Here is a 23556-nt window from a genome sequence, read left to right as displayed (position 1 = left end):
GGCGACCGGCCGTCGGTCGTACGGGCTCGTCATCCTGACCCGTGCGGATCAGTCCTGACTCGCGCGAGTCGGTCCTGACCCGCGACCCGGTCGGGCGTCGACGTCAGCCCTGGTAGCGCGGGAAGGCCGACTTGCCGGCGTAGCGCCCGGCGTCGTCCAGCGCATCCTCGATGCGCAGCAGCTGGTTGTACTTGTTGACGCGCTCGCCGCGAGCCGGCGCACCGGTCTTGATCTGACCGGCGTTCGTGGCCACGGACAGGTCCGCGATGATGGTGTCCTCCGTCTCGCCGGAACGGTGCGAGGTCATCGTGGTGAAGCCGTTGCGCTGCGCGAGCGTCACGGCGTCGAGCGTCTCGGTGAGGGTGCCGATCTGGTTGAGCTTGACCAGCAGGGAGTTCGCCGCCTTGAGCTCGATGCCCTTGGTCAGACGCTCCGGGTTGGTGACGAAGAGGTCGTCGCCCACGATCTGGACCTTGTCGCCGATGCGCGCGACCAGGGTGCTCCAGCCCTCCCAGTCGTCCTCGGCCAGCGGGTCCTCGATGGAGACCAGCGGGTAGTCCTCCACGAGCTGCTCGTAGTACTCGGTCATCTCGGCGGCCTGCAGGCTCTTGCCCTCGAAGGAGTACTTGTCGTCCGAGAAGAACTCGGTCGAGGCCACGTCCAGCGCGAGCGCGACGTCGTCGCCGGGCTTGTAGCCGGCCTTCTCGATCGCGGTGATGATCAGGTCGAGCGCGGCACGGTTGCTCGACAGGTTCGGGGCGAAACCGCCCTCGTCGCCGAGACCGGTCGCCAGGCCCTCGGCCTTCAGCACGCCCTTGAGGGCGTGGTAGACCTCGGCGCCCATGCGCAGGGCTTCCTTGAAGGACTCCGCACCGACCGGCGCGATCATGAACTCCTGGATGTCGACGTTGGAGTCCGCGTGGGACCCGCCGTTGAGGATGTTCATCATCGGCACGGGCAGGACGTGCGCGTTCGGGCCGCCGACGTAGCGGAACAGGTCCAGGCCCGCGCTCTTGGCCGCGGCCTTCGCCACGGCGAGCGAGACGCCGAGGATCGCGTTCGCGCCCAGCTTGCCCTTGTTCGCGGTGCCGTCCAGCTCGATCAGCGTCTGGTCGATCAGGCGCTGCTCCTCGGCGTCGTAGCCGATGAGCTCGGGAGCGATGTCGTCGATGACGGCGTTGACCGCGCCCTCGACGCCCTTGCCCAGGTAGCGGTTCTTGTCGGCGTCCCGGCGCTCGACGGCCTCGAAGGCGCCCGTGGAGGCGCCCGACGGGACCGCGGCACGGGCGAACGTGCCGTCGTCGAGGGCGATCTCGACCTCGACGGTGGGGTTGCCACGAGAGTCCAGGATCTCGCGTGCGCCAACGGCTTCGATGCTTGCCACGGATGCTCCTTCTGCAGGGCTCGTGGGCGGTCGGGGCCAGGCCCGGACGCTCTGACGTCCCGTGGCAGCCGACGCCCACGACGTTGGAGGGTTGACGCCCCCAGGGTAGCCCTCACGTGGCGGGCCCGCCGTCCTGCCCGGCAGGCGAGCACCCGCTGTCCGGAACTCACCCGCGCACCGCGGGGCGGCCGCACTATCGTGACGAGGGTGGAGGGCTTCTGGGACTTCGTCGGCTCCTACTGGTGGCTGGTGTTCCCGCTGAGCGGGATCATCGGCGGGTGGGCCGGTGGCGTCCGCCGGTGGGACGAACGCCGACGCCGGGACAAGATCGAGCTCTACCGGCTCCAGCACGCGGACCGCGTCGCCGCCGCGGAGGCGGAGGAGTCGCTGACCGACGAGATCGAGCGCACGATCGCGACGCACGAGGAGACCGAGCGCCGCTGGCTCGAGTACGAGCTGGACGCCGTCAAGACCCTCGACTTCCCGGTCATGACCGACATGCGCGAGCAGGTCACCGTCGACTACCACCGCGCACGCCGGGAGGCCGAGGCGCTGCGGCCGGAGGACCCGGCCGACCTGCGCGACCGTCGGCGGCTGGACCGCTACGGCGCAGCGGTGCGCGAGTACCAGCTCACGTTCGACGTCGCCGAGCGCGAGGCGAAGCGGCGTCGGGCCTCCGACTTCTCGGCGGAGGAGCGGCGGGCGCTGGACCGGGCGAAGAAGCTGCTGGCCCTGGCCGACGACGACGGCGCCTCCCCGGCCGAGCGGCAGTCCGCCTACCGCCGGGCCATGAAGGAGCTCGAGGGCATCGTCGTGCTGCCCGACGCCGCCACCGCCGCCATCGAGCAGCGGATCGCGGGCGAGCTGGGCGCCACCGCCCACGACTCGTCGGACCGCGGGGACACGACGCCCTGACGGCCCGTCCCGGGACCGGGACGGGCCGTCAGGGCGTGCTCGTCAGGGCGCTCAGCTCGTGCCGAGGGACACCTGCGCCGCCGCGAGCCGCGCGATCGGGACGCGGTACGGCGAGCACGAGACGTAGTCCAGACCGATCTCGTCGAACAGGGCGATCGACGCCGGGTCGCCGCCGTGCTCCCCGCAGACGCCGGTCTTGAGGTCCGGGACCGTGTCGCGACCCTTCCGGACGCCGGTGCGGACCAGCTCGCCCACGCCGTCGACGTCGATGCTCGCGAACGGGTTGCCCGGCAGGATGCCGGCCTCGACGTAGGCGTTGAGGAAGGAGCCCTCCGCGTCGTCGCGCGAGATACCGACCGTGGTCTGGGTCAGGTCGTTGGTGCCGAACGAGAAGAAGTCGGCGTGCGCGGCGATCGCGTCGGCCACGAGCGCGGCCCGCGGCAGCTCGATCATCGTGCCGACCGAGTGCGGCACGTCGTCCCCGGGCACCTCCTCGGCCCAGGTCTCCTCGACGACCTCGCGCATGCGGCGCAGCTCCTCGTCGAACCCGACCAGCGGCACCATGATCTCGACGTGCGGGTCCTGGCCCCGCTCGCGGACGGCGCGGGCCGCGCGGGCGATCGCCCGCACCTGCATCCGCGCGATCTCCGGGTAGAGCAGCGCGAGCCGCACGCCCCGGGTGCCGAGCATCGGGTTCATCTCGCTGAGCCGCTTGACGTGGGCCAGCAGCTCGCGGGCGTCGTCCAGCTCGGGGCCGGTGGTGCCCGCGTCCTCGAGCCGCTGGACGTGCACGGACTGCTCGACGAGGTCCGGCAGGAACTCGTGCAGCGGCGGGTCGATGAGCCGGATCGTGACCGGCAGCCCGCTCATCGCGGTGAGGATCTCCTCGAAGTCCGCCTGCTGCATCGGCAGCAGCCGCTCCAGCGCCGCGGCCCGCTCCTCGGTGGTCTCGGCGAGGATCATCGACTGCACGACGGGCAGCCGCTCGGCGTCCATGAACATGTGTTCCGTGCGGCACAGGCCGATGCCCTCGGCACCGAGCTCACGGGCCTTGGCCGCGTCCGGGCCGGTGTCCGCGTTGGCGCGCACACCCAGGCGTCGCACGTCGTCGGCCCAGGCCAGCACCGCGGTGAAGTCCTCGGTGATCCGCGGCGGCACCAGCGTCAGCGCGCCGGCGTACACGTCGCCCGTGGTGCCGTCGATGGTGATGGTGTCCCCCTCGGAGAGCACCGTGTCCCCCACGGTGACCGTGCGGGCCTCGACGTCGATCTGCAGCTCGCCCGCACCGGCGACGCACGGCTTGCCCATGCCCCGGGCGACGACGGCGGCGTGCGAGGTCATGCCGCCGTGGGTGGTGAGCACACCCTGGGCCGCGATGACGCCGTGGATGTCGTCCGGTGTCGTCTCCCACCGCACGAGCACCACGGACTCGCCGGCGTCCCCGCGCTCGGCGGCGGTGTCGGCGTCGAACACGACGGTGCCGACGCCGGCACCCGGCGAGGCGTTCAGGCCGCGGGTCAGCGGCTTCTCCCCGTGCTCGGGGTCGAGGCCCGGGTGCAGGAGCTGGTCGAGCTGGGCGGGCTCGATCCGCCGCAACGCCGTGCTGCGGTCGATGACGCCCTCGGCGACGAGGTCGCGGGCGACCTTCAGCGCCGCGGCGGCGGTGCGCTTCCCGGTACGGGTCTGCAGCAGGTAGAGCTTGCCGTCGTCGACGGTGAACTCGATGTCCTGCATGTCGCCGTAGTGCTGCTCGAGCCGGGCCATGGTGTCCAGCAGCTCGCGGTAGGCGTCCGGCAGGACCTCCTCCATCTCGGCGAGGGCGCGCGGGGTCCGGATGCCCGCGACGACGTCCTCCCCCTGGGCGTCGACCAGGAACTCGCCGTAGAGCTCCTTGGCCCCGGTGGCGGGGTTCCGCGTGAAGCACACGCCGGTGGCGGACGTGTCGCCGCGGTTGCCGAACACCATCTGCATGACGTTGACCGCCGTGCCGAGGTCGTCGGGGATGTCGTGCGCCCGGCGGTAGACGTTCGCCCGCGGGGTGTCCCACGAGGAGAACACGGCCTGCACGGACCGGCGGAGCTGCTCGCGCGGGTCCGTGGGCAGCCCCTGGCCGGTGTGGCGCAGTGCCACGGTGCGGAAGGTGTCGACCAGCTCCTGGAGGTCCTCGACCGTCAGCTCGTTGTCGAGCTCGACGCCCCGGCGGGCCTTCAGCGCCGAGATCTCGTCCTCGAACGCGTGCCCGGGCACCCCCTCGACGACCTCGCCGTACATCTGCAGGAAGCGGCGGTAGCAGTCCCAGGCGAACCGGGGGTTGCCGGACTCCTCGGCCAGCCCGACGACGGACTCGTCCGAGATCCCGAGGTTGAGGATGGTGTCCATCATGCCGGGCATCGACATCACCGCGCCCGACCGGACGGAGACCAGCAGCGGCCGCTCCGCGGCGCCCAGACGCCGGCCCGTGCGCTGCTCGAGCGCGTCCAGGTGCGCGAGGATCTCCTCCCACAGGCCGTCCGGCCAGGTGCCGCCGGACTCCATCGTCGCGACGCAGGCCTCGGTGGTGACGGTGAAGCCGTCGGGCACGGGGACGCCGATGCGGATCATCTCCGCCACCCCGGCGCCCTTGCCGCCGAGCAGCGGCTTCATCTCCGCGGTTCCCTCGCCCAGGTCGTAGACGAGCCGTCGGCTCCGGTCCTCGACGACGGTCTGGTCGGTGCGGGCGTGCTCGGACTGGTCGGTCATGGCTCCCTTGCCTTCCTCTCAGCTCCGGGCGGAAGGATCGCTCCGCCCGTCGGCGCTTGTGGGCAGGACTGTACGGGTGCGGCGCCGCGCTGTCACAAGATCGATGATCCGCCCCGCGGCCTCCTCCAGGGCCAGCGTGGTGGTGTCCAGCACCGGGCAGCCGAGCCGGCGCTGCACCTGCGCGACGTCGTCGAGCTCGTCGACGATGCGCGCCAGGTCGGCGTACCCGCCGAGGCTCCCGGAGCCCTGCCGCGCGGCCCCCATGAGGTCCACCCGGCGCCGGCGGATCGACACCAGGCGCTCCGGGTCGATGGTCAGCCCGACGATCTTCCAGGAGTCGACCCGGAACAGCTCCGGCGGCGGCGGGACGCCGGCGACGAGGGGGATGTTCGCGGTCCGGTAGCCCAGGTAGCCGAGGTACATCGACAGCGGCGTCTTGCCGGTGCGCGAGGCGCCGACCAGGACGATCTGCGCCTCCTGGAGCCCGTCCGGCGTGACGTGACCGTCGTCGTTGGCGATCGCGAACTCCATCGCGTGGATGCGCTCGAAGTAGTCCGCCGCCAGACCGACCGGCTGGACGAGCCGGGCGGGTTCGGCCCCCGTCCGGGCGGTGACGGCGTCCAGGGCCGGGGTGAGCAGGTCGGCGCACGGGATGTCCAGCTCGGCGCACCGGTCGATGACCTGCCCGTGCAGCACCTCGTCCACGACGGTGCAGAACACGACGGCCAGGTCCGGGTCGGCGCGCAGCTGCTCCACGACGTCGTCGAGCCCCTCCTGGCTGTGCAGGCGCGGGTGCCGCACGACGACGACCTCGAGCTCGGGGTACTGCGCCTGGACCGCTCGGCCCACCCGCGCACCGGTGTCACCGGTCGAGTCCGCGACGACGTGGATGACGACCCGCTCGGAGGTGATCATGCGCCCAGGCTAGGCCCGGGGACCGTCGTCACGCCGGTTGGGACCGGCGCGTCGTCAGCGCGCGGCGGTCCCGGCCGCCGCGGCGGCGGACACCTCCCCCAGGACGACGGCGTCCACCAGCTGCCGCGCCCAGTCCAGCAGTGCCGCGCCGCGCAGCAGTTTGCCGCCGATCCGCGCCGTGGTCGGGAACGGCACCAGGAACGCGCGGATGCCGGGCTTGAGGACCGTGCCGGGGTACAGCCGCTTGAGCCGCATCTGGGCCGACTCGGGGAGGTCCACCGGCGCGAAGCGGATGTACTTGCCCTGCGCGGTGATGTCGGTGAGCCCGGCCCGCCGCACGTGGTTGCGGAACTCCGCCACCCAGAACAGCGACTCGGTCGGCTCCGGGAGCGCCCCGTACCGGTCGGTCAGCTCGGCGCGGACCTCGGCCAGCGCCGCGGAGTCCTGCGCGGCCGCGATCTTCTTGTACGCCTCGAGGCGCAGGCGCTCCGTCGCGATGTACGACTCGGGCAGGTGCGCGTCGACCGGGAGCTCGATGGTGACCTCGGGTTCCTCGGCGTCCCCCTCGCCCTTGAACGCGCGGACGGCCTCGCCGACCATCCGCACGTACAGGTCGAACCCGACACCGGCGATGTGGCCGGACTGCTCGCCGCCGAGCAGGTTGCCCGCCCCACGGATCTCGAGGTCCTTCATCGCGATCTGCATGCCCGCCCCGAGGTCGGTGTTCGCGGCCATCGTCGCCAGCCGGTCGTGGGCCGTCTCGGTGAGCGGCCGCTCCGGGGGGTACAGGAAGTAGGCGTAGGCACGTTCGCGACCACGGCCCACGCGACCGCGCAGCTGGTGGAGCTGCGACAGCCCGAAGGTGTCGGCGCGCTCGAGGATCAGGGTGTTGGCGTTGGAGATGTCCAGGCCGGTCTCGACGATCGTGGTGCACACCAGGACGTCGACCTCCCGCTCCCAGAAGGCCCGGATGACCTGGTCGAGCTGGTTCTCGCTCATCTTGCCGTGCGCGACACCCACGCGGGCCTCCGGCACGAGCTCACGGATCTTCGCCGCCGTCCGGTCGATGGACTCGACCTTGTTGTGGATGTAGAAGACCTGCCCCTCGCGCAGCAGCTCACGGCGCACCGCCGCGGCGATCTGCCTCTCCTCGTACGCACCGACGTAGGTGAGCACCGGGTGGCGCTCCTCCGGGGGCGTGGCGAGCGTCGACATCTCCCGGATGCCGGTGACCGCCATCTCCAGCGTGCGCGGGATCGGCGTCGCCGACATCGCCAGCACGTCGACGTTGGTGCGCAGCTGCTTGAGCGTCTCCTTGTGCTCGACGCCGAAGCGCTGCTCCTCGTCGACGATCACCAGGCCGAGGCTCTTGAAGTGCACCGAGCCCGTGATGAGCCGGTGGGTGCCGATGACGATGTCGACCGAGCCGTCCTTGAGGCCGGCGATCGTCTCTTCGGACTCCTTGGCGCTCTGGAACCGCGACAGGGCGCGGACGTTCACCGGGAACCCCGCGTACCGTTCGGAGAACGTGTCGAAGTGCTGCTGAACCAGCAGCGTGGTGGGCACGAGCACGGCCACCTGCTTGCCGTCCTGGACGGCCTTGAACGCCGCCCGGATCGCGATCTCGGTCTTGCCGTAGCCGACGTCACCGCAGATCAGCCGGTCCATGGGGACGGTCTTCTCCATGTCGGCCTTGACCTCGTCGATGGTGACGAGCTGGTCGGGCGTCTCGACGTAGGCGAAGGCGTCCTCGAGCTCCCGCTGCCACGGGGTGTCCGGCCCGAAGGCGTAGCCCTCGGTGGCCATGCGCGCCGAGTACAGCCGGATGAGCTCGCTCGCGATCTCCCGGACGTGCTTGCGGGCGCGCGCCTTGGTGTTCTTCCAGTCGGCGCCGCCCATCTTGTTCAGGCTGGGCGACTCCCCGCCGGTGTACTTGGTGACCTGGTCGAGCTGGTCCATCGGCACGAACAGGCGGTCGCCGGGGTGCCCGCGCTTGGAGGACGCGTACTCGATCACCAGGTACTCGCGGGTGGCCGCGCTCGCCCCGGCGCCGAGGGTGCGCTGCACCATCTCGACGAACCGTCCGACCCCGTGCTGCTCGTGGACCACGAAGTCGCCGGCCTGGAGCTGCAGCGGGTCGACGACGTTGCGGCGCCGGGAGGGCATCTTGCGCATGTCGCGGGTGGTCGAACCCTGCCGACCGGTGAGGTCGGCCTCGCTGAAGACCGCGAGCCGCAGCTCGGGGACGACGAACCCCTTGCCGACCAGCGCCGGGACGACGTGCACGACGCCGCCCTCGGGTTCGGTGGCCAGGTCCGTGGACAGCCGGGCCGCGGTGTCGGACGCGCCGAGCTGCTCGACCATGCGCTTGGCCGGTCCGGGGCCCTCCGTGGTGAGCACGAGGCGCCAGCCCGCCTTCTGCAGCCCCCGCACGTCGTCCAGCGCACGGGCGACGTCCCCGCGGTAGGACTCCACATCGCGGGCGGCGATCGTGACGGTGGTCGCGCCGTCCTCCCCCGTCGCGACGGGCGGCGCGTCCTCGTCGGCGGTCTCGGCCCCCTCCAGGGAGAACGCGGACAGCGTCCACCAGCCCAGGCCCCGGCGGGCGGCGACCTCGCGGGTCTCGGCGAACGTCGCGAACGACGCGGCGGACAGGTCGATCGGTGCGTCGGCACCGGCGACGGCGCCGGTCCAGGCCGCGGCGAGGAACTCCTCGGTCGTGGCCACGAGGTCGTGGGCGCGACGCCGCACCCGCTCCGGCTCGTCCAGGACCAGCAGCGCGTCGTCGCGGACCAGGTCGAGCACCGGCACCATGCGCTCCACGAGCACCGGGGCGAGGGACTCCATGCCCTCGACCGCGACGCCCGCGGCGAGCTTGTCCAGCATGTCGGTGGCGCCCGGGAGCTGCTGCACCAGGTCCGCGGCCCGGGCGCGCACGGCGTCGGTGAGCAGGATCTCGCGGCACGGCGGTGCCCACAGCCCGTGGTCGGCGATCTCCAGGGACCGCTGGTCGGCCACGGCGAACCACCGGATCTCGGTGATCTCGTCGCCCCAGAACTCGATGCGCAGCGGGTGGTCCTCCGTCGGCGGGAAGACGTCGAGGATGCCGCCGCGCACGGCGAACTCCCCCCGGCGCTCGACCATGTCGACGCGGGTGTAGGCGGCGGCCACGAGGGCGTCGCCCACGGCGGTGAGGTCCGCCTCCTGCCCGGTGCGCAGCGCCACGGGCTCCAGCTCGCCGAGGCCGTCCACCACGGGCTGCAGCAGAGCCCGCACCGGCATCACCAGGACGTCGACGGGGCCGGTCGGGCCTGCCTCGTCGGGGTGGGCGAGCCGCCGGAAGACCGCGAGGCGGCGGGCCACGGTGTCGGCGCGGGGCGACAGCCGTTCGTGCGGCAGCGTCTCCCACGAGGGCAGTACGGCGATGCCGTCGGACCGGTCGTCCGGCAGGTACGCGCGCAACGCGGCGGCCAGCTCGTCGGCGTCCCGGCCGGTCGCCGTGACGACCACGAGGGGGCGCTTCTCGGCGGCGGCGGCGAGCAGCGGCGCGCGGACGCCCCGCGGACCGACGACGTCGACCTCGCCGCCCTCGGGGACCGCGTCGAGCGCAGCGGCAGCGCCGGGGTCGGCGAGCAGAGCAGGGACGATGCCGGTGAGGTTCATGAGAGTCCTTCGTGCGCACGGCGACGGGCCCACCTCGCCCCGGTGCGGGGCGTGCGGGCTGGCGTCCTCAGGATACGGCGGGTGGCGCGGGCCCGGCGGGGCCCCGCCCGGTCAGGCTCGGGCGTGGTACCGGCCCTGCGCCGCGAGCAGGCCCTCGGTGGCGACCATCTCGACGGCGTCGGCCGCGTCGACGAGCAGCATCGGCAGCTCCTTGCGCTCGGACCCGGAGAAGTCCTTGAGCACGTAGTCCGCGGTGTCCATCCGTCCCGGCGGGCGGCCGACGCCGACGCGCACCCGGGTGTAGTCGCGGGTCCCCAGCGCCTTGGAGATGTCCCGCAGGCCGTTGTGGCCGCCCTCGCCCCCGCCGGTCTTCAGCTTGAGGGAGTCGAAGGGGATGTCGACCTCGTCGTGCACGACCAGCACACGGTCGGCCCCGATGCCGTAGTAGGAGGCCAGCGCCGACGTCGGGCCGCCGGAGGTGTTCATGTAGGTCGTGGGCTTGGCCAGCACGACGCGGGGCCCGGGGGCGCCGCCGGGCAGGACCCCGAGCCGCGCCTCGGCGACGGCCGCCTGGGCACGGGGGTGCTTGGCGAACCGGCTGCCGGTGCGCTCCGCCAGGACGTCGAGCACCATGTGACCGACGTTGTGGCGGTTGCCGGCGTAGCGGGGCCCGGGGTTGCCGAGGCCCACCACCAGCCAGGGTCCGTCAGCCATGCTCGTCTCCCATCGGTCGGTCGGGTCGGGGGCGCCCCGGTGCGGGTCAGCGCCGACTCTAGCCGGACGACGAAGGGCCCGACGGCGGGACGTGTGGTCCGCCGTCGGGCCCTGGCGCGATGTCGCGGCGCGGTGCGGCGCCCGGCCGTGGCCGGACGGTCCGCTCAGGCCGGGATCACTCCGCGGAGGACTCGCCCTCGGTCGGCTCGGCCGACGCGGCGGACTCCTCCTCGGCCTCCTCGGCCGACTCCTCGCCGCGCGGCTCGGTGATCGTCACGACCGCGTGCTCCGGGTCGGTCAGCAGCGTGACGCCCTTCGGCATCTCGAGGTCGCCCGCGTGGATGTTGTCGCCGGACTCGCGACCCTCGATCGAGACGTGGATGTACTCGGGGATGCTCGTGGCGTCGGTCTCGACGGACACGGTCTGCGACTCGACGAAGTGGATCGTGCCGGGGGCGGACTCGCCGTCGACCTGGATCCAGACGTCCACGGCGATCTTCTCGCCCTTCTTCACCAGCAGCAGGTCGATGTGCTCGATGTTCCAGGTCACGGGGTGGCGCTGGATGTCCTTGACGACGGCGAGCTCGGTGCCGTTGTCGAAGGTGAGCTCGATGAGGGCGTTGGTGTGGCGCACGGCCAGCATCGTGGCGTGGCCCGGCAGCGTGACGTGGACCGGGTCCGTGCCGTGGCCGTACAGGACGGCGGGGATGTTGTTCGCACGGCGGATACGACGGGCAGCGCCCTTGCCGAACTCGGTGCGGACCTCGGAGGCGAGCTTGATCTCGGCCATGGGGATCACTCCTGGGAAGACTGTGCGTGCCGGCGGACGGAACAGGACCACCGGCTGCCCGCGACCGAAGCCGGTGCGGACGGGGCGGCTGCGTCGGCGTGGGGCACGTGACGGACACGACCGCGGGACGCCGCACGGGCGGGACGACGTCACCGCACCGGCAGCCGCCCAGTCGATCACGGAGGTCCGACGCAGTCCCTGCGTCGAGCAGCACGACCCGGTCGGATCCGCTGCCCGTCAGACGTCCCTCGCCGAGGCAACCGGTCTACTGTACCCGGTCCGCGGACGTCGAGGAAACATCCGCGGGCGTGCACCGGCTCACGCCGGCGCACGCCCCGGCGGGGATCAGGGGTTGCCGTCGAAGAGCGACGTCACCGAGCCGTCGTCGAACACCTCGCGGATCGCGCGGGCGACCAGCGGCGCGATCGACAGCACGGTCAGCCCGTCGAAGCGCTTCTCGGGCGGGATCGGCAGCGTGTCGGTCACGACGACCTCGACGGCACCGGACTCGGACAGCCGCTGCGGGGCGGGGTCCGACAGCACGCCGTGGGTGGCGGCCACGATCACGGACTTCGCACCGGCCTCCATGCAGACCTTGGCCGCCTCGGAGATCGTGCCGCCGGTGTCGATGAGGTCGTCGACGAGCACGCAGTCGCGCCCCTCGACGTCACCGACGACCCGGTTCGCCACCGCCTGGTTGGGGCGGGTCACGTCACGCGTCTTGTGCACGAACGCCAGCGGGCCGCCGCCGAGCTTGGCGGCCCACTGCTCGGCCACGCGGATCCGGCCGGCGTCCGGGGACACGACCGTGACGTTCGAGGTGTCGACACGGGTGCGGACGTAGTCCGTCAGCACCGGCATCGCCCACAGGTGGTCGACCGGACCGTCGAAGAAGCCCTGGATCTGCGCGGTGTGCAGGTCCACGCTCATGATCCGGTCCGCACCGGCGGTGTGCAGCATGTCCGCGACCAGCCGCGCGGAGATCGGCTCGCGACCGCGGGACTTCTTGTCCTGCCGGGCGTAGGCGTAGAACGGGGCGACCACCGTGATCGTCCGGGCCGAGGCACGCTTGGCCGCGTCGACCATGAGCAGGTGCTCCATCAACCACTGGTTGACCGGTGCCGTGTGGCTCTGCAGCAGGAAGATGTCCGTGCCGCGGACCGACTCGCCGAACCGGACGTACGTCTCGCTGTTGGCGAAGTCGTACGCGGAGGTCGGCAGCAGGTTGATGCCCAGCTCGTCGGCGACGTCCTCGGCGAGGGCCGGATGTGCGCGACCGGCCGCGACGACGAGGGTCCGCTCTCCGGTACCCGGGATGGAGGTGTTCATCAGTAGGAGATTCCTTCGCTACGTGCGGCTCGGTCTCAGGCGGACTCGGAGGAGGCCGGGTCCCCGGCGTCGTCGGTGTGCGACACCTTCGGGATCGCTCCTGTCAGGGCATTGTGCTCGGCCAGCTCCAGCTTCGCCTGCGGGCCGAGGCCGCCACCGTCCTCGGCCGCCCCGTCCCGGGTGCGGGCGGCGGCCTCCGCGGCCGGCGTGCCGGCGCGACGGCGCTCCACCCACCCCTCGATGTTCTGCTGCTGGGCACGGCTGACGCCGAGCGCGCCCGCGGGGACGTCCCGGGTGACGACGCTGCCGGCGCCGGTGTACGCGCCGTCACCGATGGTCACGGGGGCGACGAACATGTTGTCCGCCCCGGTGCGCGCGTGCGAGCCGATGACCGTGCGGTGCTTGTGCACGCCGTCATAGTTGACCGTCACGGAGGCCGCGCCGACGTTGCTCTCGTCGCCGATCGTGGCGTCCCCGATGTAGGACAGGTGCGGGATCTTCGAGCCCTCGCCGATCTGGCTGTTCTTCGTCTCGACGAAGGTGCCGATCTTGCCGCGGGCGCCGAGCACCGTGTTCGGCCGCAGGTAGGCGAACGGCCCGACCGAGGCGTCGGCGCCGATCACCGCGAGCGAACCGTGCGTGCGCACGACGCTGGCCCGCTCGCCGACCTCGACGTCGGTCAGCGTGGTGTCGGGGCCGACCGTGGCACCCTCGGCGACCGTGGTCGCCCCGTGCAGCTGGGTGCCCGGGAGGAGGGTGACGTCGCGGGCGAGCTCGACGTCGACGTCCACCCAGGTGCTGGCGGGGTCGACGACGGTCACGCCCTCGCGCATCCAGCGCTCCAGGGTGCGGCGGTTCAGCTCGGCACCGAGCGTGGCCAGCGCCAGCCGGTCGTTGACGCCCTCGACGAGCATCGGGTCGTCGGACAGCAGCGCGCGCACGGCGCCGCCGGCCTCGCGGGCGGAGGCGATGACGTCGGTGAGGTAGACCTCGCCCTGGGCGTTGTCGTCGCCGAGACCGCCCAGGCCGCGTCGCAGCACGGCGGCGTCGAAGACGTAGACCGAGGAGTTGATCTCCCGGATCTCGCGCTGCTCGGGCGTGGCGTCGGCGTGCTCGACGATCGCGGTGACGTCGCCGGTGCCGGCCTCGCGCACGATCCGCCCGTAGCCGGTGGCGTCCTCCAGCTCGGTCGTCAGGACCGTCACGGCGTTGCCGTCGGCGTGGTGGGCGGCGAGGAGCTCGGCGAGCGTGGCGCCGTCGAGCAGCGGGATGTCGCCGGCGAGCACGACGACGGCACCTTCGAGGCCGTCGCCGAGCGGGTGCTCGCCGTCGGCGTCGTGGACCTCGTCGGCGCTGTGCACCAGGTCGGCCGCGCGGACGGCGTGCGCCCGGGCGTCGAGGGCGTCCAGTGCGCACTGCACGGCGCGCCCGGTGCCGGGGATCTCGTCCTGGTCGACGACGAGCGCCGACGCGTCGATCTCCCGCGCCGCGGCCGCGACCTGCTCGCGCTCGTGGCGCACGACGACGGCGACGTGCTCCGGCGTCAGCTCCCGTGCCGCGGTCATCGCGTGCCCGAGCATCGTGCGGCCGCCGATGCCGTGCAGCACCTTGGGGGTCGCGGACTTCATCCGGGTGCCCTGCCCGGCTGCCAGGACCACGACGGCGGCGGGTCGTGCCGCCGTCGGGTCGGTCGGGTGCTGCTCGCCCTGGGGGACCGTGGGAACCACCACTGCTCCGTCTCTGTCGGGGGTCTGGCGCGAGCTCCGCCCCCAGGATTCGAACCTGGACCAAGGGCACCAAAAACCCTTGTGCTGCCGATTACACCAAGGCGGATCGTGCGCGACGTCGTACCGGACCACGCCCGGCTCCGCCGTCGGGCCGGCGACCTCCGGGGCCCCGGGCGCCGCACATCCAGGCCTCAGTCTGCCAGGTCGCCGCGGGTGGCTCGCACACATCCCGCCCGGGCGCACCGGCCGGCACCGTGGGGCGCACCACACCGGGGCTCGCGCGGCGCCACGCCGACCGGGGGCACCGCCGGGACGGACCACGCACCCCGCCGGGCCGCGCACCAGGCAGAATGGAGGTCATGGCTGCTGCACCCCGGGAGACGAAACGCCCGCCGCGTGCGCGCATGACCGCGAGCCAGCGCCGCGAGCAGCTGGTGGCCGTGAGCCGCGGACTGTTCGCGGCGAAGGGGTTCGACGGCACGAGCGTCGAGGAGATCGCCAGCACGGCGGAGGTCTCCAAACCCGTGGTGTACGAGCACTTCGGCGGCAAGGAGGGCATCTACGCCGTCATCGTCGACCGCGAGGTGCAGGCCCTGACGGGCGCCCTGACGGGGGCGCTGGCCGAGGGCGGCCACCCCAAGGTGCTGCTCGAGCGGACGGCGCTGGCGCTGCTCGACTACATCGAGTCCTCCGAGGACGGGTTCCGCATCCTGGTGCGCGACTCCCCCGTCGCCCAGGCGACCGGGACCTTCTCGTCCCTGATCGGGGACGTGGCCACGCAGGTCGAGCACATCCTGGCCGAGGAGTTCCGCAGCAATGGGCTGGACCCCAAGGTCGCCCCGCTGTACGCACAGATGCTGGTGGGCATGGTGGCGCTGACCGGTCAGTACTGGCTCGACGCCCGGCGGCCGAAGAAGGCCGACGTCGCCGCGCACCTCGTCAACCTGGCCTGGAACGGGCTGTCCGGCATGGAGCGCAAGCCGGGGCTCATCGAGCGCTGACCCCGCCGTCGACAGGCCGATATCAAGATTCTTGATATCGAGAGACCCGCGCTAGGCTCGGAGGATGGAGAGCACGCACCCCGGCGACGAGGTCGACCGCATCGTCACCGCCTGGCAGCGCGAACGCCCCGACCTCGACGTCGAGCCGCTGACCGTCTTCTCCCGGATCAGCCGGCTCGCGCGGCACCTCGACCGTGCCCGTCGCGGAGCCTTCGCCCGGCACGACCTCGAGACGTGGGAGTTCGACGTCCTGTCCGCCCTGCGGCGCGCCGGCGAGCCGTACCGCCTCTCCCCCGGACGCCTCGTCGCCCAGACCCTGGTCACCAGCGGCACCATGACCAACCGCATCGACCGGCTCGCCGAGCGCGGCCTCGTCGAGCGCCACCGCTCCCCCGAGGACCGGCGCGGCGTGCTGGTCCGGCTCACCGGCGCCGGGCGCTCACGTGTCGACGCGGCGATGAGCGACCTGCTGGACGTCGAGGCCCAGGTCCTCGACGCCCTGCCCGCCGAGGAACGCCCCCGCCTCGCCGCGCTGCTGCGCACCCTCGGCGCCCAGTTCGACGAGTAGCCGCCCCGGCGACGGCTCACGCCGGCTGCGCGACCGCCAGGTTCGCCTCTCCGAGCAGCTCGAGCAGACGGACCGCCGTCGGCGCGGCCGAGGCCCCCGAGACGGCCGAGACCACCCACTCCGGGGCGCCGCCGGCGGGCAGCTCCAGGATCGCGAGACCGGCGGCCTGCGGCTTGGCGGCGACGTGCTGGGGCACGACGGCGACCCCGAGCCCGCGCTGGACGAAGTCCAGCAGCGTGTGGACGTCGTCGACGCTCATCCGCACCCTCCGCTCGAGGTGCCGGTCGGCGAAGGCGTCGTCGACGAGCCGACGGATCGCCCACGGCTCGCGGAAGTCGACGAAGTCCCGGGCGGCCAGGTCCTCCCACGAGACCTGCGGCGACCGGGCGAGGTCGTCGGTCGGGTGGGCGAGCGCGACGACGGGTCGGCGGCCGAGCTCCAGACGCCGCAGGGAGCCGAGGTGCTCGGTGGTCGCCAGGAACGCGACGTCGAGGTCGCCCGCCCGCACCTGGGTGGCGAGCTCGGCGGACCCGGCCTGGGTGAACTGCACGTCCACCAGCGGGTACCGCAGCCGGAACCGTTCGAGCAGCGGCCCGACGTCGATGACGCCGAGGCACTGCTCGGACCCGAGCCGCAGCCGTCCCGAGAGCTGCTGGCTGGCGCGCGCCACGGCGTCCCGCCCGGCGGAGGCCTGGGCGAGCATGCGCCGCGCGAACGGCAGCAGGGCCCGCCCGGCGTCGGTGAGGGAGACCTGGCGGGTGGTCCGGGAGAACAGCGACGCGCCCAGCTCCTTCTCGAGGTTCCGGATCGCCGCGGACAGCCCGGACTGGGTCACCCCGCACAGCGCCGCGGCACGGGTGAAGTGCCCCTCCTCGGCCACCGCGACCAGGTACTCCATCTGCCGCAGCTCCATTGATCACTCCCAGTTCTGAACGGTATGAGTTCAAGTCGTTGGACTCATCATCGCTCACTTCTTATCGTCGACAGCACAGTCGAGACAAGGAGAACCGTGGAATCACGCACCATCGGAGACCGCTCCGTCAGCGCGATCGGGCTCGGCGGCATGCCCCTGTCCATCGAGGGACGCCCCGACCGGGAGCGCTCGATCGCCACCGTCCATGCGGCGCTCGACGCCGGTGTCACGCTGATCGACACCGCTGACGCCTACCACCGCGACGCCGGGGAGGTCGGGCACAACGAGGAGCTGATCGCCGAAGCCCTGCGCTCCTGGGGCGGCGACACCTCCTCGGTGCTCGTCGCCACCAAGGGCGGGCACCTGCGCCCCGGCGACGGCTCCTGGACCCAGGACGGCCGCCCCGAGCACCTCAAGGCGGCGGCCAAGGCCTCCGCACAGCGGCTCGGCGTCGAGGCGATCGGCCTGTACCAGTTCCACCGGCCCGACCCGTCGGTGCCCTACGCCGAGTCGGTCGGCGCCCTGGTCGAGCTGCTCGACGAGGGCGTGATCCAGCAGGCCGGCATCTCCAACGCGAACGTCGCGCAGATCGACGAGGCGAACGCGGTGCTCGGCGGACGCCTCGCGTCCGTGCAGAACCAGTTCTCCCCCGCGTTCCGCTCCAGCCTGGGCGAGCTGCAGCACTGCGCCGAGCTCGGCGTGGCCTTCCTGCCCTGGTCGCCGCTCGGCGGCATCGCCCGGGCCGCGGAGGTCGGCACGGCGCACGCGGCGTTCGGCCGCGTGGCCGAGCGCCACGGCGTCAGCCCGCAGCAGGTCACGCTCGCCTGGGAGCTGTCCCTCGCCCCGGTCGTCGTGCCGATCCCCGGCGCCTCGCGACCGACGAGCATCCAGGACTCGGCCGGCGCCGTCGGCCTCGAGCTCACCACCGACGAGCTCGCCGAGCTCTCCGACCACTGAACCACCCGGAGGATCCACCCATGAAGACCGTCCCCCTCGGCACCAGCGGCCGCCAGGTCCCCAACGTCGTCCTCGGCCTCATGCGCATCCAGCAGATGGACGACGACGCCGTCCGCGAGCTCGTGCGCACCGCCCGCGACGCCGGCATCGACTTCGTCGACCACGCCGACATCTACGGCGACCCCCTGCACGGCTGCGAGCGCCGGTTCGCCGAGGCCATGCAGCTCACGCCCTCGCAGCGCGAGGAGCTGACCATCCAGTCCAAGGCGGGCATCGTCCGCGAGGGCCCGTACTTCGACTTCTCCTACGACCACCTGGTCACCTCGGTCGAGGAGTCGCTGAAGGCCCTCGACACCGACTACCTGGACGTGCTGCTGCTGCACCGTCCCGACGCGCTGGTGGAGCCGGACGAGGTCGCCCGCGCCTTCGACCACCTGGAGTCGACCGGCAAGGTCCGCTCCTTCGGCGTCTCCAACCACACGCCCGGGCAGATCGAGCTGCTGAAGAAGTCCGTCCGTCAGCCGCTGGTGGCGAACCAGGTGCAGCTCTCGATCACCCACTCGCCGGTCGTGGCCCAGGGCGTGGCCGCCAACATGGCCGGCCTGGAGCAGTCGATCAGCCTCGACAACGGGCTGCTGGACTACTGCCGCCTGCACGACATCACCGTGCAGGCCTGGTCGCCGTTCCAGGCGGGGTTCTTCAACGGCGTGTTCCTCGGGTCGGAGGACTACCCGGAGCTCAACGCCGTCATCGACCGGCTCGCCGCGAAGTACGACGTGCCGGCCATCGCGATCGCCACGGCCTGGATCACCCGCCACCCGGCCGGGATGCAGGTCGTGCTGGGCACGACGACGCCGGAGCGCGTCGCCGGTGCCGCGCAGGGCTCGGACATCCCGCTGACCCGCGCCGAGTGGTACGAGATGTTCCGCGCCGCGGGCTACCGCGTGCCGTGACCTGTCGTGAGGGGCGGTCCTCCCGGGGCCGCCCCTCGCCTACGGGTCACTCGACGAGCTCGGCGGCCTCCAGCCACTCCATCTCGAGCTCGTCCTTCTCGGCCTGCAGCGCGCGCAGCCGCGCGTCGAGCCGCGCCGTCGCCTCGAAGTCGGTCGGGTCGGCCGCCATCTGCTCGTGCAGGCGCGTCTCCTCGTCGGCGAGCCGGGCGAGCTGCTTCTCCAGGCGCTGCACCGTCTTCTTCGCCTGACGCTGCTCGGCCGCCGAGGCCACCGGGGCCTTCCGGTCGTCCGACGACGCGGCCGGGCCCGAGGCCTCGGGCGCCGTGGCGGCGGACGAGGCGCCCGGGGCCGGCGCCCGGCCGGACGTCGCCGCACGCCGCAGCTCCAGGTACTGCTCGACGCCGCCCGGCAGGTCACGCAGCGCCCCGTCGCCGAGCAGCGCCCACTGCCGGTCGCAGACCCGCTCCAGCAGGTAGCGGTCGTGGGAGACCACGATCAGGGTGCCGGGCCAGCCGTCGAGCAGGTCCTCCACGGCGGCGAGGGTGTCGGTGTCGAGGTCGTTGGTGGGCTCGTCCAGCAGCAGGACGTTCGGCTCGGAGACGAGCAGGCGCAGCAGCTGCAGCCGGCGCCGCTCCCCGCCGGACAGGTCGCGCACGATGGTGTGCGCCCGCTCGCGGGTGAAGCCGAGCCGCTCGGTCAGCTGGCCCGCGGTGAGCTCCTTGCCGTCCACGACGACGGTCCGCTTCTCCCGGTCCACGACCTGCACGGCGGTCAGGTGCGCGACGTCGTCCAGCTCGGTGACGTCCTGGGTGAGCTCGGCGACCTCGACGGTCTTGCCCCGTCGCACGCGCCCCTCCTCCGGGGTGCGGCGGCCGGCCAGCAGCGCGAGCAGGGTCGTCTTGCCCGCACCGTTGACGCCGACGACGCCGTACCGGTCGCCGGGCCCGAGGCGCCACGTGACGTCGTCGAGCAGGGTGCGCTCCCCGCCGTCGGGCAGGGGGACGCGCACCGTGACGTCCTCCAGGTCCAGGACATCCTTGCCGAGCCGCTTGGTCGCCATCTGCGTCAGCTCGAGCCGGTCGCGCGGCGGCGGCTCGTCGGCGATGAGCGTCTGGGCGGCCTCGACGCGGAACTTCGGCTTCGAGGTGCGCGCCGGGGCGCCCCGCTTGAGCCAGGCGAGCTCCTTGCGCAGCAGGTTGTTGCGCTTCTCGGCGGCCGCGGCGGCCTGACGGGACCGCTCGGCCCGGGCCAGGATGTAGGCGGCGTACCCGCCCTCGTAGCCGTCGACGGCGCCGGAGCCGTCGCCCCGGACCTCCCACATGCGCGAGCAGACGGCGTCGAGGAACCAGCGGTCGTGGGTGACGACCACCAGCGCACCGGTCGCACCGGGGCGGCCGTAGCGGTTCCTCAGGTGCTCGGCCAGCCAGGCCACGCCCTCGACGTCCAGGTGGTTGGTGGGCTCGTCGAGCAGCAGCACGTCCGGGTCCTCGACGAGCAGGTGGGCGAGCGCCACGCGGCGGCGCTGGCCGCCCGAGAGGGTCGTGGCCGGCTTGTCGAGGTCGAGGTCCGCCAGCAGCCCGGCGTGCACGGCACGGACCCGCGGGTCCGAGGCCCACTCGTGGGTCTCGTCGTCGCCGTGCACGAGGTCGAGCACCGTGGCGCCCTCGGGGACGTCGTCGCGCTGGTCGAGCATCCCGAGCCGGGAGCCGCCCACGCGGGTGATGCGGCCGGCGTCGGGCACGGCGGTCCCGGCGAGCATCCGCAGCAGGGTGGACTTGCCGGCGCCGTTGGGGCCGACGACGCCGATCCGGTCGCCGTCGTCGAGCCCGAGGGAGACGTCGTCGAGCAGGGTGCGGGTGCCGATGGTCAGCGAGATGCTGTCCGCGCCGAGGAGATGTGCCACCGCAACAGGGTAGTCGCCACGGCTGCACCCCCGGTCCGGACGACGGTGCCGGGACCGCTAGCCTCGGACCGTCGCCGACACCGCGTGAGGAGAGCCCGATGGCCCAGTTCGACCTGTCCCCGGCCGAGCTCGAGGAGTACCGCCCGACGATCCCAGAGCCGGAGGACTTCGACACGTTCTGGACCGGTACCGTCGCCGAGGCCCGCGGTCACGGCGGCGACGTGCGGGTGGAGCGGGTCGACGCCGGACTGACGGAGCTCACGGTGGACGACGTGACGTTCCCCGGGTTCGGCGGGCACCCGATCAAGGCGTGGCTGGTCCGGCCGGCACGGGTCGACGGGCCGCTGCCGGCGGTCGTGGAGTACATCGGGTACGGCGGCGGACGCGGTCTGCCCCACGAGCACCTCGGCTACGCGGCTGCCGGATTCGCCCACCTCGTGGTCGACACCCGGGGTCAGGGGTCCGGCTGGGGGTCCGGCGGCGACACCCCCGACCCGGTGGGGCACGGCCCCGCCTCCCCGGGGTTCCTGACCCGCGGCATCCTCGACCCGGCCGAGCACTACTACCGCCGCGTGTACACCGACGGGGTGCGGGCCGTGGACGCCGTGCGCGGGCTCGACGGGATCGACCCGGCCCGGGTCGCCGTCGCCGGGACCTCCCAGGGTGGCGGCATCGCGATCGCCGTGGCCGGCATGCTGCCCGACGTCGCCGCCGCGGCACCGAACGTGCCGTTCCTGAGCCACTTCCGCCGCGCCGTGGAGATCACGGACGCCGACCCGTACGCGGAGATCACGCGGTACCTGTCGGTCCACCGCGAGCACGCCGACGCCGTGTGGCGCACGCTCTCCTACGTCGACGGCGTCTCCTTCGCCCGCCGCGCGCGGGCCGCCGGGCTGTTCTCCGTCGCGCTCATGGACCAGGTCTGCCCGCCGTCCACCGTCTACGCCGCGTACAACGCCTGGGGCGGCACCGACCGGGAGATCGACGTCTACCCGTACAACGGGCACGAGGGCGGTCAGCAGTACCGTTTCGCGCCGACGCTCGCGTTCCTGCGCAAGCAGGTCTGAGCCGCGACCCTCGTCATGAGCACTCGAGGTCACGGACCTCGAGCCCTGCCCTGCCGTCCCGACCCGGCGGGTTCCGCCCTGACTCGCCGGGGTCGGCCCTGACCCGGCGGGTTCCGCCCTGACTCGCGGGGGTCGGCCCTGATCGGGCAGATCCCGCCCTGACCCGCGGGCTCCGCGGCCCGTCAGAGGACGCGGGCCCCCGCGGCGGGCGCCGTCGTGCACCACACCGAGTCCGCGGCGTCCTCGGCGGTCCAGGTCGCCGCGATCGCCAGTGCGTGCTGGCGCGACCGCGCCAGCGCGGCGACCGTGGGTCCGGACCCCGACACCATCGCCCCGAGCGCCCCGCCGTTCCGGGCGATCTCGAGCGTCCGCTCCAGCTCGGGCCGCAGGTCCAGCGCGGCGGGCTCGAGGTCGTTGTGCAGCGCCGCCCCGAGGGCCGACGGGTCGCCCGCGCGCAGCGCCTGCATGAGGGGGTTGTCGTCGACGAGGTCCACCGGCGGGGCGGTCGGGCCGCACAGCTCGTCGAACCGTCGGTACACCGCCGGTGTCGACAGACCCTCGTCGCGGGTCGCGAACGCCCAGTGGAACTCCCCGCGGGACATCGCCGGCGTCAGCAGGTGGCCGCGACCGGTCCCGACGGCCGTGTGGCCCAGCAGGGCGAACGGCACGTCGGACCCGAGGACCGCGGCCAACGTGGAGAGCTCACCACGGGACAGCCCGGTGCCCCACAGCGCGTCGCAGGCGACCAGCGTGGCCGCGGCGTCGGCGGACCCGCCCGCCATCCCGCCGGCGACGGGGACACCCTTGGCCAGGTGCAGCGCGACGTCCGGGGAGATGCCGACGTGCTCGGCGAGCAGCTCGGCCGCCCGCCAGGCGAGGTTGGTGGCGTCCAGCGGGACCCGGTCGGCCTGCGGCCCCTCGACGGTCACGGAGATCCCCGCGCCGTCGGCGACCTCGGTGGCCGTCACCTCCTCGACCAGGGCCACGGCCTGGAACACGGTCACCAGCGGGTGGTAGCCGTCCTCCTCGACCGGACCGACACGCAGCGAGAGGTTGACCTTGCCCGGCGCGCGGACGCGGACGGACGGCGACGGGGCGGCAGCAAGTGTCACTCGTCCACCGTGCCAGCCGTGACGGGAAGGTGCTCGGCGATCCGCGCGAAATCCGTGATCGAGAGTCGCTCGCCGCGCAGCCGCGGGTCGACGCCCGCGGCACGCAGCGCGTCCTCGGCCGCGGCGCCGGAGCCGAACAGCCCCGACAGCGCGGCGCGCAGGGTCTTGCGCCGCTGGGCGAACGCCGCGTCCACGACGGTGAACACCTGCCGTCGCGTGGCGGTGGTCTCCGGCGGGTCGTGGCGTTCGATCGCCACCAGCGCGGAGTCGACGTTGGGCTCCGGCCAGAACACGTGCCGGGAGATGTTGAGCGACCGACGGGCGGCGCCGTACCAGGCGGCCTTCGCCGACGGCACGCCGTACGTCCGGGACCCGGGCGGCGCGGCCAGACGGTCGGCGACCTCGGCCTGCACCATCACCAGCACCGAACGGAGCGAGTCGAAACGCTCGAGGAACGTCAGCAGCACCGGCACGGCGACGTTGTACGGGAGGTTCGCCACGAGGGCGGTCGGCGGCTCGCCCGGCAGCGTGGTGACGTCGAGCGCGTCGGCGGTCACGACCTCGAGGTCCGCGTCGGGGGCGTGGTGCCGCACCGTGTCGGTGATCTGGCCGGCGAGCACCGGGTCGATCTCGACGGCCACGACCGAGGCGCCGGCCTCGAGGAGCCCCAGGGTCAGGGATCCGAGCCCCGGACCGACCTCGACGACGCGGTCACCGGGTCGCACGTCGGCGGCACGGACGATCTTGCGCACCGTGCCGCCGTCGTGGACGAAGTTCTGCCCCAGCGTCTTGGTCGGCCGGACGCCGAGGCGCCCTGCCAGCTCGCGGATCTCCGCAGGGCCGAGCAGGGCGCCAGGGGTGTTGGTCATGGGCGGCAGTATCGCCCGACCAGGGGTGTCGGTACCA

Annotated in this window: 18 protein-coding genes and 1 tRNA gene; 6 read left to right on the top strand and 13 right to left on the bottom strand. The window is 73.0% G+C overall.

Annotation, left to right across the window (positions count from 1 at the left end):
- Positions 1 to 103 precede the first annotated feature (103 nt).
- A complete protein-coding gene (gene eno, locus Q6347_RS13330; RefSeq protein ID WP_304603241.1) occupies positions 104 to 1384 on the bottom strand; it encodes a phosphopyruvate hydratase in 1281 nt (426 codons plus the stop codon).
- A gap of 207 nt (positions 1385 to 1591) precedes the next feature.
- Here eno and Q6347_RS13325 point away from each other — a divergent pair, with 207 nt between their 5' ends.
- On the top strand, positions 1592 to 2299 hold the full coding sequence (locus tag Q6347_RS13325; protein ID WP_304607605.1) for a hypothetical protein: 708 nt from the start codon (positions 1592 to 1594) through the stop codon (positions 2297 to 2299).
- A gap of 51 nt (positions 2300 to 2350) precedes the next feature.
- Here the strand turns inward: Q6347_RS13325 and ppdK are convergent, their stop codons facing one another.
- From ppdK to Q6347_RS13285, 8 genes are all read right to left on the bottom strand, one after another.
- On the bottom strand, positions 2351 to 5038 hold the full coding sequence (ppdK, locus tag Q6347_RS13320; protein ID WP_304607604.1) for a pyruvate, phosphate dikinase: 2688 nt from the start codon (positions 5036 to 5038) through the stop codon (positions 2351 to 2353).
- Positions 5039 to 5056: 18 nt separating this feature from the next.
- Entirely contained in the window at positions 5057 to 5953 is an 897-nt protein-coding gene (locus Q6347_RS13315; protein ID WP_304607603.1) for a pyruvate, water dikinase regulatory protein, read from the bottom strand.
- 54 nt (positions 5954 to 6007) lie between these two features.
- Complete coding sequence (gene mfd / locus Q6347_RS13310) at positions 6008 to 9616, bottom strand: transcription-repair coupling factor (protein WP_304607602.1); 3609 nt, start codon at positions 9614 to 9616, stop codon at positions 6008 to 6010.
- A gap of 111 nt (positions 9617 to 9727) precedes the next feature.
- Complete coding sequence (gene pth, locus Q6347_RS13305; protein ID WP_171246996.1) at positions 9728 to 10330, bottom strand: aminoacyl-tRNA hydrolase; 603 nt, start codon at positions 10328 to 10330, stop codon at positions 9728 to 9730.
- A gap of 175 nt (positions 10331 to 10505) precedes the next feature.
- Entirely contained in the window at positions 10506 to 11120 is a 615-nt protein-coding gene (locus tag Q6347_RS13300) for a 50S ribosomal protein L25/general stress protein Ctc (RefSeq protein WP_304603234.1), read from the bottom strand.
- Between the two features lie 345 nt (positions 11121 to 11465).
- Positions 11466 to 12449 (bottom strand): ribose-phosphate diphosphokinase, encoded by a 984-nt coding sequence (locus tag Q6347_RS13295; RefSeq protein WP_171246998.1) that lies wholly within the window; start codon positions 12447 to 12449, stop codon positions 11466 to 11468.
- Positions 12450 to 12484: 35 nt separating this feature from the next.
- Positions 12485 to 14077 (bottom strand): bifunctional UDP-N-acetylglucosamine diphosphorylase/glucosamine-1-phosphate N-acetyltransferase GlmU, encoded by a 1593-nt coding sequence (glmU, locus tag Q6347_RS13290; RefSeq protein ID WP_369810858.1) that lies wholly within the window; start codon positions 14075 to 14077, stop codon positions 12485 to 12487.
- Between the two features lie 133 nt (positions 14078 to 14210).
- Positions 14211 to 14282, bottom strand: a tRNA-Gln gene (locus Q6347_RS13285).
- 298 nt (positions 14283 to 14580) lie between these two features.
- On the opposite strand from Q6347_RS13285, the gene Q6347_RS13280 reads away from it, so the two are divergent.
- Both Q6347_RS13280 and Q6347_RS13275 read left to right on the top strand, forming a co-directional pair.
- On the top strand, positions 14581 to 15177 hold the full coding sequence (locus Q6347_RS13280) for a TetR/AcrR family transcriptional regulator (RefSeq protein WP_304603777.1): 597 nt from the start codon (positions 14581 to 14583) through the stop codon (positions 15175 to 15177).
- 64 nt (positions 15178 to 15241) lie between these two features.
- Positions 15242 to 15745: a MarR family winged helix-turn-helix transcriptional regulator gene (locus Q6347_RS13275; RefSeq protein ID WP_304607599.1), complete on the top strand. Its 504-nt coding sequence runs from the start codon at positions 15242 to 15244 to the stop codon at positions 15743 to 15745.
- 16 nt (positions 15746 to 15761) lie between these two features.
- Here the strand turns inward: Q6347_RS13275 and Q6347_RS13270 are convergent, their stop codons facing one another.
- Positions 15762 to 16658: a LysR family transcriptional regulator gene (locus tag Q6347_RS13270; RefSeq protein WP_304607598.1), complete on the bottom strand. Its 897-nt coding sequence runs from the start codon at positions 16656 to 16658 to the stop codon at positions 15762 to 15764.
- 96 nt (positions 16659 to 16754) lie between these two features.
- Between Q6347_RS13270 and Q6347_RS13265 the strand changes: the two genes are divergently transcribed.
- Both Q6347_RS13265 and Q6347_RS13260 read left to right on the top strand, forming a co-directional pair.
- Positions 16755 to 17615, top strand: coding sequence for an aldo/keto reductase (locus Q6347_RS13265; RefSeq protein ID WP_304607597.1), 861 nt, complete (start codon positions 16755 to 16757; stop codon positions 17613 to 17615).
- 20 nt (positions 17616 to 17635) lie between these two features.
- On the top strand, positions 17636 to 18568 hold the full coding sequence (locus Q6347_RS13260; protein WP_171247002.1) for an aldo/keto reductase family oxidoreductase: 933 nt from the start codon (positions 17636 to 17638) through the stop codon (positions 18566 to 18568).
- 46 nt (positions 18569 to 18614) lie between these two features.
- Here Q6347_RS13260 and Q6347_RS13255 read toward each other — a convergent pair whose 3' ends face one another.
- Positions 18615 to 20471 (bottom strand): ABC-F family ATP-binding cassette domain-containing protein, encoded by a 1857-nt coding sequence (locus tag Q6347_RS13255; protein ID WP_304607596.1) that lies wholly within the window; start codon positions 20469 to 20471, stop codon positions 18615 to 18617.
- A 98-nt stretch (positions 20472 to 20569) separates the two neighbouring features.
- On the opposite strand from Q6347_RS13255, the gene Q6347_RS13250 reads away from it, so the two are divergent.
- Complete coding sequence (locus Q6347_RS13250; RefSeq protein WP_304607595.1) at positions 20570 to 21538, top strand: acetylxylan esterase; 969 nt, start codon at positions 20570 to 20572, stop codon at positions 21536 to 21538.
- 182 nt (positions 21539 to 21720) lie between these two features.
- Here Q6347_RS13250 and Q6347_RS13245 read toward each other — a convergent pair whose 3' ends face one another.
- Positions 21721 to 22650 carry a 4-(cytidine 5'-diphospho)-2-C-methyl-D-erythritol kinase gene (locus Q6347_RS13245; protein ID WP_304607594.1) on the bottom strand — a complete coding sequence of 310 codons (930 nt, stop codon included), beginning with the start codon at positions 22648 to 22650 and terminating at the stop codon, positions 21721 to 21723.
- Positions 22647 to 23519, bottom strand: a complete 873-nt coding sequence (gene rsmA, locus Q6347_RS13240; protein ID WP_304607593.1) for a 16S rRNA (adenine(1518)-N(6)/adenine(1519)-N(6))-dimethyltransferase RsmA — start codon at positions 23517 to 23519, stop codon at positions 22647 to 22649. The genes Q6347_RS13245 and rsmA overlap by 4 nt, the downstream gene beginning before the upstream one ends.
- Positions 23520 to 23556 lie beyond the last annotated feature (37 nt).

Origin of the sequence: Isoptericola sp. b408 (assembly GCF_030588085.1) — a bacterium.
Taxonomy (GTDB): Bacteria; Actinomycetota; Actinomycetes; order Actinomycetales; family Cellulomonadaceae; genus Isoptericola; species Isoptericola sediminis.
Note: the sequence above shows the minus strand (reverse complement) of the source record. Positions and strands in the feature narration are given on the sequence as shown.

Excerpts from the sequence above, each read along its gene's own strand:
- Q6347_RS13275 (WP_304607599.1), top strand. The coding sequence starts at position 15,242 with ATGGAGAGCACGCACCCCGGCGACGAGGTCGACCGCATCGTCACCGCC.
- Q6347_RS13260 (WP_171247002.1), top strand. The coding sequence starts at position 17,636 with ATGAAGACCGTCCCCCTCGGCACCAGCGGCCGCCAGGTCCCCAACGTC.
- ppdK (WP_304607604.1), bottom strand. The coding sequence starts at position 5,038 with ATGACCGACCAGTCCGAGCACGCCCGCACCGACCAGACCGTCGTCGAG.
- Q6347_RS13295 (WP_171246998.1), bottom strand. The coding sequence starts at position 12,449 with ATGAACACCTCCATCCCGGGTACCGGAGAGCGGACCCTCGTCGTCGCG.
- Q6347_RS13270 (WP_304607598.1), bottom strand. The coding sequence starts at position 16,658 with ATGGAGCTGCGGCAGATGGAGTACCTGGTCGCGGTGGCCGAGGAGGGG.
- Q6347_RS13300 (WP_304603234.1), bottom strand. The coding sequence starts at position 11,120 with ATGGCCGAGATCAAGCTCGCCTCCGAGGTCCGCACCGAGTTCGGCAAG.
- rsmA (WP_304607593.1), bottom strand. The coding sequence starts at position 23,519 with ATGACCAACACCCCTGGCGCCCTGCTCGGCCCTGCGGAGATCCGCGAG.
- mfd (WP_304607602.1), bottom strand. The coding sequence starts at position 9,616 with ATGAACCTCACCGGCATCGTCCCTGCTCTGCTCGCCGACCCCGGCGCT.
- Q6347_RS13280 (WP_304603777.1), top strand. The coding sequence starts at position 14,581 with ATGACCGCGAGCCAGCGCCGCGAGCAGCTGGTGGCCGTGAGCCGCGGA.
- pth (WP_171246996.1), bottom strand. The coding sequence starts at position 10,330 with ATGGCTGACGGACCCTGGCTGGTGGTGGGCCTCGGCAACCCCGGGCCC.
- Q6347_RS13315 (WP_304607603.1), bottom strand. The coding sequence starts at position 5,953 with ATGATCACCTCCGAGCGGGTCGTCATCCACGTCGTCGCGGACTCGACC.
- glmU (WP_369810858.1), bottom strand. The coding sequence starts at position 14,077 with ATGAAGTCCGCGACCCCCAAGGTGCTGCACGGCATCGGCGGCCGCACG.
- Q6347_RS13250 (WP_304607595.1), top strand. The coding sequence starts at position 20,570 with ATGGCCCAGTTCGACCTGTCCCCGGCCGAGCTCGAGGAGTACCGCCCG.